An 18,110-nucleotide genomic window follows, 5' to 3' on the forward strand; every position below is an offset into this window, starting at 1 on the left:
TCGTCTGCCGCAGGAACGGCCGCAATGAAAAAGCGGAGCCGCGCGGCAGACGGAAGAGAGGGGGAATGACCCGTGAAGCTGAACGAAGCGGCGGCGCTTTTGCCTGTAAAGAGACTGATTGGGGATGGAACGATTGAAATTACGGGACTGAAGATCGACTCGCACTTGGTTCAAGCGGGCGATCTTTACTTGTGCGCGCCGACTCCTCCGAATTTAAAGTTCAAAGACCGCCATCAATTCGCCGGCGACGCCGTGGCGAACGGCGCTGCCGCGCTGCTCTGCGAGCGCGAGCTGGATTTGAACGTTCCCATGCTGATCGTGCCGGATGTCCGGTACGCCATGGCGGTCATTGCGAATCAACTGTACGGCTACCCTAGCCGGGAGCTGCAAGTAATAGGCGTGACGGGCACGAACGGCAAGACGACGACGGCTCATCTGATTGAGCATATCGTCAGAGAGCAAGGCTTCCGTACGGGCTTAATGGGCAGTCTGGGGCTGAAAATCGGCGGCGAAACGTCCGAATACGAAGGCAATACCCCGGAGAGTCCGGAGCTGCAGCGGAATTTCCGGCGGATGATTGATGCCAAAACCGATTATTGCGTCATGGAAGTATCTTCGCACGGCTTGCAGCTTGGCCGCGTGCTCGGCACGCGTTTCCGCACGGCCGTATTTACGAATTTGACGCAGGATCATCTCGATTTTCATGTTACGATGGACGGTTACCGCGAAGCGAAAGGCTTGTTCTTCTCGAGGCTGGGCAATGAATTTTCGCCGGATCCGAAGGAACGCAAATATGCGGTACTGAATGCGGACGATCCGGCCTCCGTTTATTTTGCGTCCGTGACGCCCGCTCAGGTGATCACTTACGGCATTGCCGGCGATGCCGACGTTCGCGCGGACAACATTCGCATGTCGGCGCGGGGCATGACGTTCCGCGTGAGCAGCTTTGCCGGCGTCGCGGACATGTCGCTTAAGCTAGTCGGCAATTTCAACGTCTACAATGCGCTTGCCGCAATTGCGGCGGCTCTCGTCGAAGGGATTCCGCTCGAACATATTCGTCGGAGCCTGGAGACCATGCCGGTGGTGGACGGCAGGATGGAAACGATCGACGAAGGCCAGCCGTTTCTTGTGGCCGTCGATTACGCGCATACGCCTGACGGCGTGGAAAATGCCCTTTCGACGATCAAGGCATTCGCCGAAGCGCGCATCATAACCGTTTTCGGCTGCGGCGGCGACCGCGACAAGACCAAACGGCCGATCATGGGAAGCATCGCCGCGCGGTACAGCGACTACGTGTTCGTTACTTCCGACAATCCGCGCACCGAAGACCCGGAGGCGATTTTGCTCGATATCGAGAAAGGGCTGCAGGAAACGGATTACCCGGCGGACCGGTACGAGCTTTTGGCGGATAGGCGCGAAGCGATTAAAAAGGCTATTGAAATGGCAAGCCCCGGCGATGTAGTATTGATTGCGGGAAAAGGTCATGAAACCTACCAAATCATCGGCGGCGTCTCGCATCATTTCGACGACCGCGAGGAAGCCAGGGAAGCGATAAGGGGACGGAACGAATGATAATACGCACTTGCGGACAAATCGCGCAAATGGTCGGAGCCGGTTTGACGGATGCCGGAAATCCGTCCGGCGAAGACTTTACGGAAACCGTCGTGAAAGGCGTCTGCTTCGATACGCGGAAAATTCAGCCCGGCAATTTATTCGTGCCGCTCATCGGCCAGCGGGACGGCCACGATTACGTGCTGGAGGCGCTTGCTCAAGGCGCGGCCGCGGCACTGTGGCAAATCGGCCGGCCCAAGCCGGAGGAAGGCTTGCCGCTTATCGAGGTGGAGGATACGCTTGAAGCGCTGCAGAAGCTCGCTCATGCGTACCGGAGCGAGCTTCCCGTTCGCATAGTCGGAATCACGGGAAGCAATGGCAAAACGACGACGAAGGATTTGCTCGCATCGCTGCTAGGAACGACGTATAACGTTCATAAAACGGCAGGCAATTTGAACAATCATATCGGTCTTCCGATGACGCTGCTGGAAATGGATGAGCGGACGGAAATGGCCGTTCTGGAAATGGGCATGAGCGGCCGGGGCGAAATCGAGCTGCTTTCGAGAATTGCCGAGCCCGAAGCTGCAATCGTTACGAATATCGGGGAGTCGCATCTGCTCCAGCTCGGCTCGAGGGAAGAAATCGCGAGGGCTAAAACGGAAATTTTGAGCGGGCTGAAGCCGGACGGCTTCTTCGTGTATAACGGCGACGAGCCGCTGATCGAGCGCTTGATGCCCGAAATGCCGCAGCCTTCCTCGATGCTTAGGTACAGGTTCGGAGCATCCGACAGCAACGATATTTATCCGGTCGGCGTTATGCAGGACGGAGATGGCACGCATTTTCAAACGAATTTGCCGGGAGCGCGCAGCTTGTTTGTGCCGCTGCTCGGGCTTCATAATGTCGTCAACGCGCTTGCCGCGATCGCGGTTGCGAAGTTTATGGGCGTCAGCGACGACGAAATCGAGCAAGGGCTCAAAGTCGTCGAGCTCACAAGTATGAGGATCGAGCCTGTCAAGCTGAAAAGCGGGGTTTTGGTGCTCAATGACGCCTACAATGCCAGTCCGACTTCGATGCAGGCGGGGCTTGCCCTTCTGACGGATTTAAAAGGGTATTCACGTAAATTCGCGATACTTGGCGATATGCTGGAGCTTGGTTCGCGCGAAGAGGAATTTCACCGCGAAATCGGCAGGGCGCTCGAGCCGGAAACCGTTGACGGCGTCTTTACTTACGGGCGGCTCGCCCGGTACGTTGCGGAAGAAGCGGCTAAGCGGCTCGGCGAAGACAAGGTTCAAGCGTTTGACGACAAGGCGGAATTGATCCGCAAGCTGCGGGGACTGCTTAAGGAAGGCGACGCCGTTTTCGTGAAAGGCTCGCGGGGCATGCGTCTGGAGGAAGTCGTTGCCGCGCTGAAGTCGGAGGATGAAGCGGTTTGACTTGGTTTATCGGAAAGTATATCGTGGAAGCGGCTCTAAACCTCGGTAAACGCGTCTGTCCTTAAGCGTATGCTTACGAAGTCGCTTTCTACGAAAGCGTTTAGGTCGACGCAGCCGTTTATCCTTGGAAAGCTAGTGGGCTGCTGCGGCAAGCACGGACAGCAGCTCGAATAAATATATGCTAAACAATGCGAGAAATTTGCAAGGGGTGCCCTCATGATTGATAGTAAAGAGATCCTGTTTCCGCTGGCAACCGCCTTCGTCTTGGCGCTGCTGGCGGGGCCGCTGCTCATACCGCTCTTGCGGAGGCTGAAGTTCGGCCAACAAATCCGCACGGACGGCCCGCAGGGCCATTTGAAGAAAAAAGGGACGCCGACGATGGGCGGCATCATCATCATGATGGCGCTGGCGGTAGCCGCGCTCCGTTTTGCCGATAAAGACAGCGAGCTTGTCGTACTTCTCGTCGCCTCGCTGGGCTACGGACTAATCGGATTTTTAGACGATTACATCAAAATATTGTTCAAGCGCTCGCTCGGCTTGACCGCCAGGCAGAAGCTGATCGGTCAACTGATCGTCTCCGCTATCGTGTGTTACTTTCTCATTCGGATGGGCCACTCGACGGACGTTCATATCCCGATCGCTAACGTCGACATCAAGTTCGGCTGGCTGTACTATCCGTTCGTCGCTTTCCTGATGCTGGCGACAAGCAACGGCGTCAATTTTACAGACGGCTTGGATGGACTTCTTGCAGGTACGAGCGCAATCGCTTTCGGCGCTTATGTCATAATCGCGGTTCAGAGTCACAGCCCGGAGACGGCGATTTTCTCTGCAGCCACGGTCGGCGCTGTGCTTGGCTTCCTCGTTTTTAACGCTCATCCGGCCAAGGTATTTATGGGCGACACGGGTTCGCTGGGGCTTGGCGGAGGACTCGCGGCCGCGGCCATTTTGACGAAGCAGGAAATGCTTCTCGCCGTTATCGGCGGCGTTTTTGCAATTGAAGTTTTGTCCGTCATCATTCAAGTCACGTCCTTCAAGACAAGGGGCAAACGCGTATTCAAAATGAGCCCGATTCACCACCATTTCGAGCTGTCGGGATGGTCGGAGTGGCGGGTCGTCATCACGTTCTGGCTGACGGGGTTAGTACTTGCGGGAATCGGACTTTACGTAAACGAGGTGTTCTAACGCATGATGCATCCGATGCATTACCGAGACAAGCAAGTTGTCGTACTTGGGCTTGCCAAAAGCGGAGTCGCCGTAGCCAAGCTGTTTCACGAGCAAGGCGCGGCGGTAACCGTTAATGATAAAAAAGAGCGCGACGCATGCCCTGAAGCCGCCGAGTTAGAGGCTCTGGGTATTTCTGTTGTTTGCGGCGGTCATCCGCTGACGCTCATCCACGAGGGCGTTTCGCTCGTCGTCAAAAACCCGGGCATCCCCTACACGGCGGAGCCGGTGGCGCGGGCAACGGCGCTCGGTATCGAAATCGTGACCGAGGTGGAGGTCGCTTATCACATTTGCGAAGCGCCGATTATCGGGATTACCGGCTCGAACGGCAAAACGACAACGACGACGTTGATCGGTAACATGCTGGAAGCGGCGGGCCTCGCCCCGATCGTAGCCGGAAACATCGGCCGGTCACTGTGCGACGCTGCGGCAGAGGCGACCTCGGACAACCGGATGGTTGTCGAGCTGTCCAGTTTTCAGCTGAAAGGGACATCCGCATTCCGGCCGCATATCGCGTGCCTGCTTAACGTGTACCAGACCCATCTCGACTATCACGGCGGGATGGAAGATTACATCGATTCCAAGATCAAGCTGTTTGCGAATCAAACGGCTGAGGATGTTGCGGTCGTTAATGCGGACAATGACGTATGCCGTCGTCTGATACCAGACTTGAAGGCAAGGCTGCTTCCTATCTCCATGTCGGAGGAGCTCGAATGCGGCGTTTATTTGCAGGAGAATACGATCGTCTGCCGTACGTTTGAAGGGGAAAAGGTTCCCGTGCTTCCGGCGGGCGAGCTGGGCATTCCAGGCAGGCATAACGTGCAAAATGCGCTTGCGGCCACTGCGGTCGCTTACGCGGCGGGCGTCCCATTCGAAACGATCGCGAAGGTGCTGCGCGCTTTCCGCGGCGTCGAACATCGGCTTGAATTCGTGGCAGGAAGAGACGGCGTTACCTATATAAACGGATCGAAGGCGACGAATCCGGCCGCGACCATTATGGACATCGAAGCGTTCGCGCAGCCGATCGTCCTGATCGCCGGCGGACTGGACCGCGGAATGGACTATATGGAGCTGCTTCCGTATTTCGAGAACCGGATCAAGGCGGTCGTAACGATCGGCGAAACCCGCGAAAAAATAAACCGCGTCGCGGCGCTGGCAGGACTACAGGCGGTGAAAAGCGTCGATAATGCTAACACTCCCGCCGACGCTCTGAATGAAGCCGTACGCATTGCGAGCGGCTTGGCGGAGTCTGGTGATGTCGTACTGCTGTCTCCGGCGTGTGCAAGTTGGGACATGTTTGCTTCTTATGAGGAAAGGGGACGCATTTTTAAGCAGTCCGTGCATAACCTGTAACAAGGGGGAGCTTGTCCCCACTTTTGTTGCAAGGGGTGCCTGGCTATGGGCAAATCGCGTTCTCTTCCGGATCCTATTATGCTATTGTCTACCGTTCTGCTTCTGGCGATAGGCATCATTATGGTTTACAGCGCCAGCGCGGTGCTGTCTTTCCGGGAGTTCGGAGATGCTTATTATTACTTGAAGCGTCAGCTGTTGTTTGCCGCGCTCGGCGGCGTTGCGATGGTCGTCATGATGAACGTAGACTATTGGGTTTGGCGAAAATACGCCAAGCTTGCGCTGATCATCGGCTTCGTGATGCTGCTTATCGTGCTGGTTCCGGGCATAGGCGTCGTTCGCGGCGGCGCGAGAAGCTGGCTCGGCATCGCGTCGTTCGGCATTCAGCCGTCCGAGTTTATGAAGATGTGCGTCATCTTGTTTCTTGCGAAGCTGTTGTCCGAGGATAACGTTCAGATTACGAACTTTACCCGCGGCCTTATGCCGCCGCTCGCGATCGTCGGCGTAACGTTCGGGCTCATCATGCTTCAGCCGGACCTTGGCACGGGTGCCGTTCTGGTGGGTGCCTCGCTGCTGATCATTTATACGGCCGGCGCACGGATCGCTCACTTGGTCGGTCTCGCGATGATCGGCGTGGTAGGCCTCATCGGGCTCGTGCTGGCGGAGCCTTACCGGATGAAACGCATTACCGGCTTTCTCGATCCGTGGCAGGATCCGCTCGGCGTCGGCTATCAAGCGATCCAATCGCTGTATGCGGTAGGTCCGGGCGGTTTGGTAGGATTGGGACTCGGCATGAGCAGGCAAAAATACAGCTATCTGCCGGAGCCGCAAACGGATTTTATTTTTTCGATTATCGGCGAGGAGCTCGGCTTTATCGGAGGAACGCTTCTTTTGGCCTTGTTTACGCTGCTCGTATGGCGCGGACTTCGGACGGCCATAACGGCTCCCGACACGTTCGGCAGCCTGCTGGCGGTCGGCATTACCGGGATGGTCGCCGTACAGGTGATCATTAACATCGGCGTCGTCATCGGGATGTTTCCGGTTACCGGCATTACGCTGCCGCTAATTAGCTACGGAGGTTCTTCTTTAACGCTCATGCTGACTTCACTCGGCATATTACTTAACATTTCTCGATACGCGAGGTGACGGTGGCTTGAAAAAAATCGTCTTCACCGGAGGAGGTTCGGCGGGTCATGTGACGCCGAACCTTGCGCTTATTTCCGCCCTGCGGCAAAAGGGCTGGGAAGCGTCATACATAGGCTCCGCCGACGGCATAGAAAAGCAGATTATCGATGAAGCGGGCATTCCGTTTCACCACATTTCATCCGGCAAGCTGCGGCGTTATTTCGACTTGAAAAATATGAAAGACCCTTTCAAAGTGTTGAAGGGCGTCTGGGATTCCTATAAGCTATTAAAAAAGCTGAAGCCGAGCATCGTATTTTCCAAAGGGGGCTTCGTTTCCGTCCCCGTAGTCGTTGCGGGCTGGATGCGCGGCATTCCCGTAATCATTCATGAATCGGACATGACGCCGGGGCTGGCCAACAAGCTGTCCGTGCCGTTCGCCCGCAAGGTGTGCGTAACGTTTCCCGAAACGTTGTCTCTGGCAGCCAAGAAAAGCTCGGCCGCAGGCGGCAGCGGCAGTCAGGCTTCTGACGAAGGCGGCAAAGCCGTCTTGACCGGCCTGCCCATCCGCAGCGAGCTGCAGGCGGGATCCGCGGAGCGGGGGCGCAGCTTATGCGATTTTACGCGATCGAAGCCCGTGCTGCTCGTAATGGGCGGCAGCCTCGGAGCCAAGGCGATTAACGAGGCGGTCCGCGCGAAGCTGCAAAGCTTGCTGCAGCGTTTTCAGATCGTACATATTTGCGGCAAGGGCAACCTCGATGCGTCTCTCGAAGGGTTGCGCGGATACCGCCAATTCGAATATGTGAACAAAGAGCTGCCTGATTTGCTGGCGATGACCGATATTGTCATATCCCGTGCGGGCGCGACGTCGATCTGCGAATTTTTGGCGCTGCAAAAGCCGATGGTGCTTATTCCGCTGACGCGGCAAGCGAGCAGAGGGGACCAGATCGTAAATGCGGCATCGTTCGAGAAGTCCGGCTACGGGCGCGTCCTGCCCGAGGAACAAGCGACCGCAGATACCCTGCATGCGCTGGTGACGGAAGTATACGAGCACCGCAAGGATTACACGGAACGAATGGCGCGTTCGCAGGTGAAGGACGGCGTCGGCGCAATCGTCGAGCTGATCGAGACCGAGTCGCTTCCGTCCCGCCGATAGGCAGCGTTCCGGAGGGAATTCGGAGCGTATTCCGCTTGCGTTGCAAGTCATCTCCCGCTAGGCGGAGATTGCGTTATATAGGCGATTGTCACACTCTCGCCGCTTTTACATAAACTACACTATAACCGTGACAGACATCTGGGATGCATGCGAAACCGCCCACGTTGTTCTGTAAAGGAGGTTGATCCCATGCAACAGGTAATAGCGGAATTGCAGGAGGCCGGCGTCGGCGATATTAAGCTCGGCGCGCCGATGGCGCCGTACACGACCTGGGAAATCGGAGGACCTGCCGACGTGCTGCTCGTTCCGCAAACGAAAGAACAGCTGGTCGGTGCGGTCAAATTGCTGTACCGGCATCAAACGCCATGGTTCGTTCTTGGACGCGGCTCCAACTTGCTCGTTGCGGACAAAGGCATTCGCGGCGTCGTCATTAAACTCGGTCCGGCACTCGATTATGCGCGATTCGACGGCAACCTCGTCCATGCCGGAGGTGCGCATTCGTTCATCGTCCTGACGGTGAAGGCCAGCAAACAGGGGTTAACCGGCTTGGAATTCGCAGGGGGCATTCCAGGCAGCGTCGGAGGCGCCGTTTACATGAACGCGGGGGCGCACGGGTCTGATGTGTCACGCATACTCAAACAAGCGGAAGTGATGTTGGATACGGGAGAACTCGTCATCATGACGAAAGACGACCTGCAGTACGCTTACCGCCATTCCGTTCTGCACCGGCTGCCGGGCATCGTCACGGAAGCGGTCTTCGAGCTCGCTTACGGAGACAGGACCGAGATTGCCGGAACGCTTGCGGCGTATAAGGACCGCCGAATGCGGACGCAGCCTCTCAGCCTGCCTTGCGCCGGCAGCGTATTCCGGAATCCGGAAAATCATCATGCCGCGAAGCTGATCGAAGAGGCCGGCCTGAAAGGAACGCGAATCGGGGGAGCGGAAGTGTCTACGCTGCACGCCAATTTTATGATTAACACCGGTCAAGCGACGGCAAACGACATTCTGGCGCTGATGAAGCACGTGCAGGAGCGCGTGTTCGAGAAGTTTGGCGTGCAGCTCGTACCGGAAGTGCTCAAGGTGGGCGAATTTTAAAAAAGGCGGAAAGCCTCCGTTGACTACGTTTCGTTTGCTTCCGAATCGACCTGGAGGTGAAACATTGGAGAAGTTGGTGATCGAAGGTGGGAGACCTCTCTCGGGAACCATACGGATTCATGGCGCAAAAAATGCCGCACTACCGATTTTAGCAGCCAGCTTGCTGGCGGACGGAACACATGCGATCGAAAATGTACCCGACTTACTCGATATCGATGTCATGATCAGTATACTGCGTGCGCTAGGTTGCCGGGTGAAGCATCAAGGTGAAACCGTGACGATTCATACGTCGACCTTGCATTCTTCCCACATCCCGGAAGATTTGATGAAACAAATGCGTTCCTCCATATTTTTGATGGGGCCGCTGTTAGCCCGTTTTGGAGTCGTTCACGTATACCAGCCGGGAGGCTGCGCTATCGGCGAACGCAAAATCAATTTGCACCTGCAAGGCTTGACGGCGCTAGGCGCCAAAATAGAAGAATCGGGCAGCACGATCGTGTGCAAGGCCGACAAGCTTAAAGGTGCGGACATCGTTCTCGATTATCCCAGCGTAGGCGCTACCGAAAATATTATGATGGCCGCCGTGAAAGCGGAGGGCATCACGACCATTCATAATGCCGCCCGGGAGCCGGAAATTCAAGACTTGCAAAACTTCCTCGTCACGATGGGAGCCAAAATAGTCGGCGCGGGTACCGATACGATAACGATCGAAGGCGTCGACAGGCTGACGCCGTGCATATATCGCGTCATTCCGGACCGGATCGTTACCGGAACCTTCATGATCGCGGCTGCAGCTACGCGCGGCAACGTGACGCTTGAAAACGTATGCCCAGCCCACCTCACGTCGGCCATTCACGTTCTGCGGCGCGCCGGTGTTCAAATCGCCTTCGAAGGTGATATAATGAACATATCGTGCGGAACTCGTCCGAAAGCGCTGGAGCGAATCATTACGTCGCCCCATCCCGCTTTTCCGACCGACCTTCAATCGCAAATTATGGTGCTGCTGTCTTTGGCGGACGGAATGAGCGTCGTGAAGGAAACGGTTTTCGAAGGCAGATTCAAACACGTCGACGAGCTTGGCCGCATGGGAGCGGACATTACCGTCGACATGAACGCCGCCTACGTGAGAGGCGTGCCGAGGTTGTATGGGGCCACTGTCGAGGCTACCGATTTGCGCGCTGGAGCCGCGCTTGTAATCGCCGGTCTCGCTGCGCACGGCACGACTGTCGTGGAGCAGGTTCATCATATAGACCGGGGTTACGACCGGATCGAACATATGCTTAGCCGTCTCGGAGCCGGCATTACCCGCTATCACGCGCCTGCCGACAGACCTTCGCAGGCGATTTCGAGGGCGGAGATCGCCCAAACCGGGACGGAGCCCATGCATTTGTAACTTATACTTCACTACTATGCAAAAAATCGCTCGATTATCCCTTCCTGTAAGCAGGAGGGGATGAAGGGCGTTATAAGATTTTTCCATTCTCCATAGCTTCTTCGAACGCCGGGAAGCATGTGCTTCGATGCTTGTTCGAATTCATGGCTAACGCCGCTCATTACATAACGGGAAGCTTCCGAAGCCGTCTTTTGCGTCAAAGCCGGAGTGTGCTTAGGAATGATCCGTAAACCGTTTTTGCCGAGCTGCGTTTTTCGCCGAAGCATGTCTAGAAGGGGAATGGCGGGGGAAGGTGTTAGGTTGTCTGCTGCGGAACCGAAAGTGCCTGCCATGAAGCCTGAAAGCAAGAAAAGGCGCGGCAGCAGGGCGCTCTTGATATTGTTGGTCCTTTTTTTTGTTACGGTTCTGATTATTCTATTCTTTCAATCGCCTGTCAGCAAACTATCGGAGATTGAAATATCGGGCAACGAGCTCGTCTCTAGCGAAACGATCGGACAAGCCTCCGCGGTTGCGGTCGGCGATCAATTTTTTGCATTCAGTTCCGGTGAAGTGGAGAAGCGAATCAAAAAGCTGCCGATGATCGAGTCGGTCGAGGTAACGAAATCGTTCCCGGGACATATGTCGATCGTCGTGAAGGAATACCCGCGCGTAGCGTTTCAGTTTACGAGTGACGGCAGCGTGCAGGTGCTTCTTGTAGACGGCAGCTCGACGGCGGTACCGGTTTCCGGCATTCCGTTCGACAAGCCGATCTTGAGCGGATGGAGCGATGACGATCCGTTGAAATTGAAGCTGCTCCAAACGCTGGCGGACATACCGCCTGCGATATTGTCCGACGTCTCCGAAATCAAACCCGATCCCAGCGATGCCTATGCGGACAAAATCAAAATGTACACCCGCTCGCAATTCGAAGTGTCGACGACGATCGGATATTTGCCGGAAAAACTGCCGTATTTGGGGTATATGATCAATTCGCTCAAAGACCAGAATAAAACTTCCGGCGTCATTTCGATGTTCGAACAGGTCAGAGGCGAAGCGATACCGCTGGATACCGGTGCGAAGGATACGAAGAAGGCCGGCGACACCAAGAAAAACGACAACAAAAAAGAGCCGACGCCGAAAACGACGCCGAAGCCTACTCCGACTCCAACCAAGTCTGCGACGCCGAAGCCGAAGCCGACACCGACGCAGAGGGATGTAAAGGGAAATTGAAAACTCACCCTTTAGCCCTGAAATAAGGACTTTTTGCCCATAACCTTTTCTGCAAATGAGACTACTAATCGTTCTTGAAAACTGTTAAAATTATCATTATGGGTTTCTACTGCCCTTTCGCGCGTTTACGGCGATTCTCGGCATAATGTGGAATTTATTACTATCCAAAAAACTTGCTGAAAAAAAGAGGGAAAACAATAGCTATGTTGAATAAGTTACAGAAGTCAGGCAATTTTAATGCGACTAAATCTATCAACCTACGGGAGGTGCCAACGGTTGAGCAACGAAGACGTCATTGTTAGCTTAGACATCGGTACATCCAAGGTGCGTGCCATTATCGGCGAAGTATCCGGAAGTTCACTGAATATTATCGGAGTAGGCTCAGCCGACTCGGAAGGAATCCGCAAAGGCGCCATCGTCGATATCGATCAGACAGTCCAATCGATCCGTAGTGCGATAGATCATGCCGAGCGTATGGTCGGCATTCAAATATCGGATGTTTACGTAGGGATTTCCGGCAGCCATATCGCTCTTCAGACGAGCCATGGCGTCGTTGCAGTTTCCAACGTCGACCGGGAGATCGGCGATGAAGATATCGAACGGGTGCTCCAAGCTGCCCGGGTTATCGCGCTTCCTCCGGAACGCGAGATCATCGGTGTCGTTCCAAAGCAGTATGTAGTGGACGGGCTTGAGGGTATCCAGGATCCGCGCGGCATGATCGGAGTCAGGCTTGAAGTCGAAGCGACCATCATTACCGGCGCCAAAACTGGCATACATAATTTGCGCCGCGTCGTAGAGAAAGCCGGGCTGCATATTAGCGAGCTGGCTTTAATGTCGCTGGCATCCGGAAATTTGACTTTGTCGAAGGACGAGAAATCGATCGGCACGGTGCTTGTCGATATCGGAGCGGGATCGACGACGGTCGCCGTTTTTGAGAACGGGACGATCGTAGCGACTTCCACGCTTCCTATCGGCGGCGAATTTATTACAAGCGATATTTCGATCGGTTTGCACACGCAAATCGAGCATGCCGAGCGGGTGAAGCTGAAATTCGGATGCGCCAATATGGATGATGCCGCCGAAGACCAGGTATTCAAAGTGCCGCGTATCGGAAGCAATATGGAAAAGCAGTTTACGCAAGTCGAATTGGCCACGATTATCGAGCCAAGGGTGCAGGAAATTTTCCAGCTTATCAAAGCTGAAGCGTTCCGTTTAGGATATGGCAATGCGCCCGGAGGCTACGTGCTTACAGGCGGGACCATATCGATGCCCGGCGTACTTGCTGTCGCGCAAGCGGAACTGGCTACCTCAGTTAGAGTTGGTACCCCCGATTTTATCGGTGTACGCGATCCGTCCTATACAGCCGGCGTCGGCATTATCCATCATGTAACGAAGTCGTTCCGCAGCCGCGGAAACGCAACCCCGAAACGATCGGCCGTTAAGAAAACGACGGAAGAAAAAGTAGGGATGTTTGAGCGAATGAAAAATTGGCTGAGTGAGTTTATTTAATAACCTCGAACTCGTCTTTCCCGATCCATCATCCGCAAATCGATGTCCTAAGCGGAAGCGTTCGGTACCGAATGCTTCGAAATCGCATAGGGCGTCATAATCGTTTATCCTAGGCGCAAGTAAGGGGGAGCAATCAATTGTCTATGTTGCAATTTGACTTGGATATCGAATCACAAGCTACGATTAAGGTGATCGGTGTTGGCGGCGGCGGAAGCAACGCGGTCAACCGAATGATCGACCATGGCATTCAGGGCGTAGAATTTATTACAGTTAATACGGATGCGCAGGCGCTTAACCTGGCCAAGTCCGAAATAAAGCTCAAAATCGGTGAGAAGCTGACCCGCGGATTGGGAGCGGGCGCCAATCCGGATGTGGGCAAGAAGGCTGCCGAAGAATCGCGCGAAGCGATCGTACAGGCGCTTAAAGGCTCCGACCTCGTGTTCGTTACGGCGGGCATGGGCGGAGGAACAGGTACCGGCGCCGCGCCGGTTATTGCTGAAATCGCCAAGGAAGTAGGCGCGTTGACAGTTGGTGTCGTCACACGGCCCTTTACATTCGAAGGACGCAAGCGTTCGCTGCAGGCCGAGACCGGCATAGCGGCTCTTAAAGAGAAGGTCGATACGCTGATCGTAATACCGAACGACCGCTTGCTGGAAATCGTCGACAAGAAAACGCCGATGCTGGAAGCGTTCCGCGAAGCGGATAACGTTCTGAATCAAGGCGTACGAGGCATCTCGGACTTGATTATGGTACCGGGACTGATCAATCTTGACTTCGCCGACGTCAAAACGATCATGTCGGAGCGCGGCTCCGCCTTGATGGGGATCGGAACTGCGGCCGGCGAGAACCGCGCAGCCGAAGCCGCCAAAAAGGCGATTCAAAGCCCGCTGCTCGAAACGTCTATCGACGGCGCACGCGGCGTCATCATGAACATTACCGGCGGCATTAACCTAAGCCTATATGAAGTAAACGAAGCGGCCGAAATCGTTATGGCGGCTTCCGATCCGGAAGTTAACGTGATCTTCGGCGCGATCATCGATGAAGCGATGAAGGACGAAATTAAAGTAACGGTAATTGCTACGGGCTTCGAGCATAAACCTGCACCGATGATTCCTGCTCAACCGATGCGTCGTCCGCAAGAGACGGCCCCTTCGGAACCATCGAGAGTTCCGAACAACAGGCCGGCGTATACGCCCCAGCAACAGGATCCAAGTCACTTGGATATTCCGACGTTCCTGCGCAACCGCGGCAAGAACAATTTGAATGACTAACGCCTCAACGCCTCAACGCCTCAACCGGGTAAGCCGGATGAGGCGTTGTTTTTTATTTATCAGATTTCCATCCCTCTTCGCGGCACAGCCCGCCACATTTCTCCTCATACTTCGACAAAAAAACATGCTAGTCCCCTTCACGATTAGACAGACATTGAGCATCGTTTCTTTTATACTGATCTCACGGCGTTCGGAACGCTGCTGATTGAGGACTCGAGCAGAATCGGCTGTGGATCGCGATTTGCTATGGTGTGGGGAATGAGCCGGCAAGGGGCTGGAATGGTGATCGTATATGTCGATCTGATCTTTTTGCTGAATGCGGCGATAGACGGGGCATTGCTTGTCGTAACCGCTTGGACACGTAATGCGGCGGTCCGACTGTGGCGAATTGCAGCAGCGTCCGTGATCGGCGGCGCATATGTCGTGATGATGCTTGTCCCCGAGCTTTCCTTTATGTTCACGTTCATGGTTAAGCTTTTGTTTTCCGCTCTAATGATTGTTACGGCTTTCGGCTTTGGCGGCATGGCGCCTTTCCTGCGCAATGTAACCGCATTTTATGTGGTCAGCTTTGCTGCGGCCGGCGGCATATTCGGCTTTCATTATTTTTTTATGGCGTCCGGCGATGTTTGGAACGGCATCTTTTTTGCGCATTCCGGCGGGATGCTGTTTGAAATGAATACGGGCATCTGGTTTGTGCTTGCCGCGTTTGTAATCGTCATGTGGATTTATTTGCGCGTATTTCGCGGTGCCAAGCAAAAGGAGCGGCTGGTCACTTATATGGCGGAGGTTGAGGTGGCCGTCGAAGACTTCGTGATGCGCTGCAAAGGCCTCGTCGATACGGGAAACCAGCTATACGATCCCCTTACGAAAACGCCGGTCATGGTTGTGGAAACCGCGATGTGGAAGGATGTGCTGCCTGAGAAATGGGTCGAACGAATACGGAAGGCTGAAGTCGATCAAATCGTTTCGACGATCGGAAGCGACGAGTTTTGCTGGCAGGACCGGCTTCGGCTCGTGCCGTACCGCGGCGTAAACCGGGGAACCCAGTTTATGCTTGCGATTAAACCGGATCGAGTCACGGTGATCTATAACGATCGGAAAATCGACACGCATAAAGTGTTGGTAGGCTTCGACGCCGGCAAGCTGTGTTCGGACGATTCGTATCATGCCATAATCCATCCTATGCTGCTGCAGACATAAATAGTCGCTCCCGCGAAAGGGGGGCTAATGCGAAAACCAAGGATATACGGCTTCGCCTTTCTTAGAGGAGGAGTCGCGTTTACCAGGAAATGAACGAACGGCGGAGGATTGCTATCCGACATTCGCAAGGATAAACGCCTATCGGGTTTTTGACGCCGGCCTTTGCCGCAGGTTTAAAGCTGTTTCCACGATATACCGTCTGATAAACGAAAGAAAACCGGTACGCAAAAGGGTGCTTCGTCCCTAGTGAATAACGCCGGATTCTAGGATGATAAGGCAGGCAGGACTTGAGCCTTTTTGCCTATACAAACGAGACGGGCGGATGGCCCAAGGGAGGAACCTGCATGTTGGTAAAATGGAAATTGACGATGCAGCTGTACTATTACCGGCTGCTGCTGCTGTTTGGACTGAAAAGCAATGAAATTTACTACATCGGAGGCAGCGAGGCGCTCCCGCCGCCGCTAACCCGCGAGGAAGAAGAGTTTTTGCTGCAAAAGCTGTCTTCGGGCGATGCGGCGATCCGGGCGATGCTCATTGAGCGCAATTTGCGTCTTGTCGTTTATATCGCGCGGAAGTTCGAAAATACCGGCATACATATCGAAGATCTGGTGTCGATTGGAGCGATCGGTCTTATCAAAGCGGTCAACACCTTCGATCCGGACAAAAAGATCAAGCTGGCCACTTACGCCTCGCGCTGCATCGAGAACGAGATTTTGATGTACCTGCGGCGCAACAGCAAAATCCGCACCGAGGTGTCCTTCGACGAGCCGCTGAACATCGATTGGGACGGCAACGAGCTGCTTTTGTCGGATGTGCTCGGTACCGAGAACGATACGATATACCGTAATATCGAAGAGCAGGTCGACCGCAAACTGCTGCATAAAGCGCTGGATAAGCTTTCCGAGCGGGAGCGTATGATCATGGAGCTGCGCTTCGGCCTTGTCGACGGCGAAGAGAAGACGCAGAAGGATGTCGCGGATATGCTCGGCATTTCGCAGTCGTACATATCCCGTTTGGAGAAACGTATCATTAAGCGTCTGCGCAAGGAATTCAATAAAATGGTATGATGAAACGAGCCGGCATTCCCGCATTCGCGGATTGCCGGCTTTTTGTTTTTTCCGTAAGTCCACGAGGCAAAGTTAAAAAAATACGCAAGCCGATTCGGACGGATTTTGCCAGTCGGGACGCGATTTTCTGCCGGATAAGGGGCGGAGGCGGCAATGCGGCGTATCCGCAGAAGCGCATAAAAAAAGTTACCAAGGAGATAATGTACAATAATGTTTCTCCTTGGGAGGTAATCACGGTGACCCGAAATAAAGTCGAGATTTGTGGAGTTGATACCGCAAAACTGCCCGTGCTGACGAACGCGGAAATGCGCGAATTGTTCGTGCAGCTGCAAACGCACAAAGACCGGGCGGCAAGAGAGAAATTGGTCAACGGCAACTTGAGGCTCGTGCTCAGCGTCATCCAACGTTTCAACAACCGCGGGGAATTCGTCGACGATTTGTTCCAGGTCGGCTGCATCGGATTGATGAAGGCGATCGACAATTTCGATCTGAGCCAGAACGTCAAGTTTTCGACCTATGCGGTACCGATGATTATCGGCGAAATACGCCGGTATTTGCGCGATAACAACCCGATCAGGGTTTCCCGTTCGCTTCGGGACATCGCCTATAAAGCGCTGCAGGTAAGAGACAATTTGACCAATAAAAACTCAAGAGAGCCGACGATTTACGAAATTTCCGAAGCGCTGAACGTACCGAAGGAGGATGTCGTATTCGCCCTCGATGCGATTCAGGATCCCGTCTCGCTTTTCGAACCGATTTATCATGACGGCGGCGACCCGATCTACGTTATGGATCAGATCAGCGACGACCGAAACAAGGATATATCGTGGATCGAGGGAATTGCGCTCCGGGAGGGCATGAGAAAGCTGAACGACCGGGAAAAAATGATTTTATCGATGCGTTTTTTCGAAGGAAAAACCCAGATGGAGGTAGCGGACGAGATCGGCATTTCGCAAGCGCAGGTATCCCGTCTCGAGAAGTCGGCCATTTCGCAGATGCAAAAGCATGTGAAGTCGTAGAGCAAGTAAAGACGCAGCTTCCGTTCCGGTTATCGGCCGGACGAGCTGCGTTTTTTGCTTGAACGGTCAAACACGCCTTGCCCAAAGAATTGTTTGCTGTGCAGGACATTTTGAAACGGCCCGACATATATTAGTATTAAGTCAGACAAATACCTAGCGAATACGTGGTGAGTGCGGCATGAAAATTTCCGATTTCCAGTCCAAGGACGTCATAAATATCGTTGACGGCAAAAAGCTCGGCCAAGTCAGTGATTTGGAGCTGGATTTGCGCCAGGGGCGGATCGAATCGATCGTCGTGCCGAATTTCAGCCGTTTCTTCGGGTTGTTCGGCGGCGGGGCCGATGTCGTTATCCCGTGGCGAAACATTGTAAAGATCGGCGAGGACGTCGTTCTCGTCAAGCTGGACGATGCGAGACCGTATCGGGCTCCGGAAGAGGGCGAGGTCGAATATAACCGGTCCTATCGCGAGCAGCGTTAAACTGCCATCGGCGCAATAGTGAACATAACGATGCTT

At 54.5% G+C, this 18,110-nt stretch carries 15 protein-coding genes; all 15 read left to right on the top strand.

Features of this window, described 5'->3' with window-relative positions; translation table 11 throughout:
* Positions 1–72 precede the first annotated feature (72 nt).
* The 15 genes from DQG23_RS17840 to DQG23_RS17910 all read left to right on the top strand — a co-directional run bounded on the left by DQG23_RS17840 (position 73) and on the right by DQG23_RS17910 (position 18,074).
* Complete coding sequence (locus DQG23_RS17840; RefSeq protein ID WP_113032234.1) at positions 73–1,572, top strand: UDP-N-acetylmuramoyl-L-alanyl-D-glutamate--2,6-diaminopimelate ligase; 1,500 nt, start codon at positions 73–75, stop codon at positions 1,570–1,572.
* Positions 1,569–2,984, top strand: coding sequence for a UDP-N-acetylmuramoyl-tripeptide--D-alanyl-D-alanine ligase (locus DQG23_RS17845; RefSeq protein ID WP_113032235.1), 1,416 nt, complete (start codon positions 1,569–1,571; stop codon positions 2,982–2,984). Before DQG23_RS17840 ends, DQG23_RS17845 begins: the two co-directional genes overlap by 4 nt.
* 219 nt (positions 2,985–3,203) lie before the next feature.
* Positions 3,204–4,166 (top strand): phospho-N-acetylmuramoyl-pentapeptide-transferase, encoded by a 963-nt coding sequence (gene mraY / locus DQG23_RS17850; RefSeq protein WP_113032437.1) that lies wholly within the window; start codon positions 3,204–3,206, stop codon positions 4,164–4,166.
* 3 nt (positions 4,167–4,169) lie between these two features.
* The gene (gene murD, locus DQG23_RS17855; protein ID WP_113032236.1) at positions 4,170–5,558 is read left to right on the top strand and encodes a UDP-N-acetylmuramoyl-L-alanine--D-glutamate ligase; all 1,389 of its coding nucleotides are present in this window, start codon (positions 4,170–4,172) and stop codon (positions 5,556–5,558) included.
* Positions 5,559–5,603: 45 nt separating this feature from the next.
* A complete protein-coding gene (spoVE, locus tag DQG23_RS17860) occupies positions 5,604–6,701 on the top strand; it encodes a stage V sporulation protein E (protein WP_113032237.1) in 1,098 nt (365 codons plus the stop codon).
* Between the two features lie 7 nt (positions 6,702–6,708).
* Positions 6,709–7,833, top strand: a complete 1,125-nt coding sequence (locus DQG23_RS17865; RefSeq protein WP_113032238.1) for an undecaprenyldiphospho-muramoylpentapeptide beta-N-acetylglucosaminyltransferase — start codon at positions 6,709–6,711, stop codon at positions 7,831–7,833.
* 189 nt (positions 7,834–8,022) lie between these two features.
* Positions 8,023–8,928: a UDP-N-acetylmuramate dehydrogenase gene (gene murB, locus DQG23_RS17870; RefSeq protein ID WP_113032239.1), complete on the top strand. Its 906-nt coding sequence runs from the start codon at positions 8,023–8,025 to the stop codon at positions 8,926–8,928.
* A 64-nt stretch (positions 8,929–8,992) separates the two neighbouring features.
* The gene (gene murA / locus DQG23_RS17875; protein WP_113032240.1) at positions 8,993–10,321 is read left to right on the top strand and encodes a UDP-N-acetylglucosamine 1-carboxyvinyltransferase; all 1,329 of its coding nucleotides are present in this window, start codon (positions 8,993–8,995) and stop codon (positions 10,319–10,321) included.
* A 300-nt stretch (positions 10,322–10,621) separates the two neighbouring features.
* Positions 10,622–11,530: a cell division protein FtsQ/DivIB gene (locus DQG23_RS17880; protein WP_158560578.1), complete on the top strand. Its 909-nt coding sequence runs from the start codon at positions 10,622–10,624 to the stop codon at positions 11,528–11,530.
* A gap of 276 nt (positions 11,531–11,806) precedes the next feature.
* Positions 11,807–13,039 (top strand): cell division protein FtsA, encoded by a 1,233-nt coding sequence (gene ftsA, locus DQG23_RS17885; RefSeq protein WP_113032242.1) that lies wholly within the window; start codon positions 11,807–11,809, stop codon positions 13,037–13,039.
* 143 nt (positions 13,040–13,182) lie between these two features.
* Entirely contained in the window at positions 13,183–14,310 is a 1,128-nt protein-coding gene (gene ftsZ / locus DQG23_RS17890; protein ID WP_113032243.1) for a cell division protein FtsZ, read from the top strand.
* 279 nt (positions 14,311–14,589) lie between these two features.
* Positions 14,590–15,510, top strand: a complete 921-nt coding sequence (gene spoIIGA, locus DQG23_RS17895) for a sigma-E processing peptidase SpoIIGA (protein ID WP_238177928.1) — start codon at positions 14,590–14,592, stop codon at positions 15,508–15,510.
* A 344-nt stretch (positions 15,511–15,854) separates the two neighbouring features.
* Positions 15,855–16,577 carry an RNA polymerase sporulation sigma factor SigE gene (sigE, locus tag DQG23_RS17900; protein ID WP_113032244.1) on the top strand — a complete coding sequence of 241 codons (723 nt, stop codon included), beginning with the start codon at positions 15,855–15,857 and terminating at the stop codon, positions 16,575–16,577.
* A 236-nt stretch (positions 16,578–16,813) separates the two neighbouring features.
* Complete coding sequence (gene sigG / locus DQG23_RS17905; RefSeq protein WP_113032439.1) at positions 16,814–17,596, top strand: RNA polymerase sporulation sigma factor SigG; 783 nt, start codon at positions 16,814–16,816, stop codon at positions 17,594–17,596.
* Positions 17,597–17,774: 178 nt separating this feature from the next.
* Positions 17,775–18,074, top strand: coding sequence for a YlmC/YmxH family sporulation protein (locus DQG23_RS17910; RefSeq protein ID WP_113032245.1), 300 nt, complete (start codon positions 17,775–17,777; stop codon positions 18,072–18,074).
* Positions 18,075–18,110: the final 36 nt, after the last annotated feature.

This window comes from Paenibacillus contaminans (assembly GCF_003285015.1).
In the GTDB taxonomy this organism is placed as follows: Bacteria; Bacillota; Bacilli; order Paenibacillales; family NBRC-103111; genus Paenibacillus_V; species Paenibacillus_V contaminans.

Coding starts and splice junctions, on each gene's coding strand:
- DQG23_RS17845 (WP_113032235.1), top strand. CDS start 1,569: ATGATAATACGCACTTGCGGACAAATCGCGCAAATGGTCGGAGCCGGT.
- murD (WP_113032236.1), top strand. CDS start 4,170: ATGATGCATCCGATGCATTACCGAGACAAGCAAGTTGTCGTACTTGGG.
- spoVE (WP_113032237.1), top strand. CDS start 5,604: ATGGGCAAATCGCGTTCTCTTCCGGATCCTATTATGCTATTGTCTACC.
- murB (WP_113032239.1), top strand. CDS start 8,023: ATGCAACAGGTAATAGCGGAATTGCAGGAGGCCGGCGTCGGCGATATT.
- ftsZ (WP_113032243.1), top strand. CDS start 13,183: ATGTTGCAATTTGACTTGGATATCGAATCACAAGCTACGATTAAGGTG.
- spoIIGA (WP_238177928.1), top strand. CDS start 14,590: ATGGTGATCGTATATGTCGATCTGATCTTTTTGCTGAATGCGGCGATA.
- sigE (WP_113032244.1), top strand. CDS start 15,855: ATGTTGGTAAAATGGAAATTGACGATGCAGCTGTACTATTACCGGCTG.
- DQG23_RS17910 (WP_113032245.1), top strand. CDS start 17,775: ATGAAAATTTCCGATTTCCAGTCCAAGGACGTCATAAATATCGTTGAC.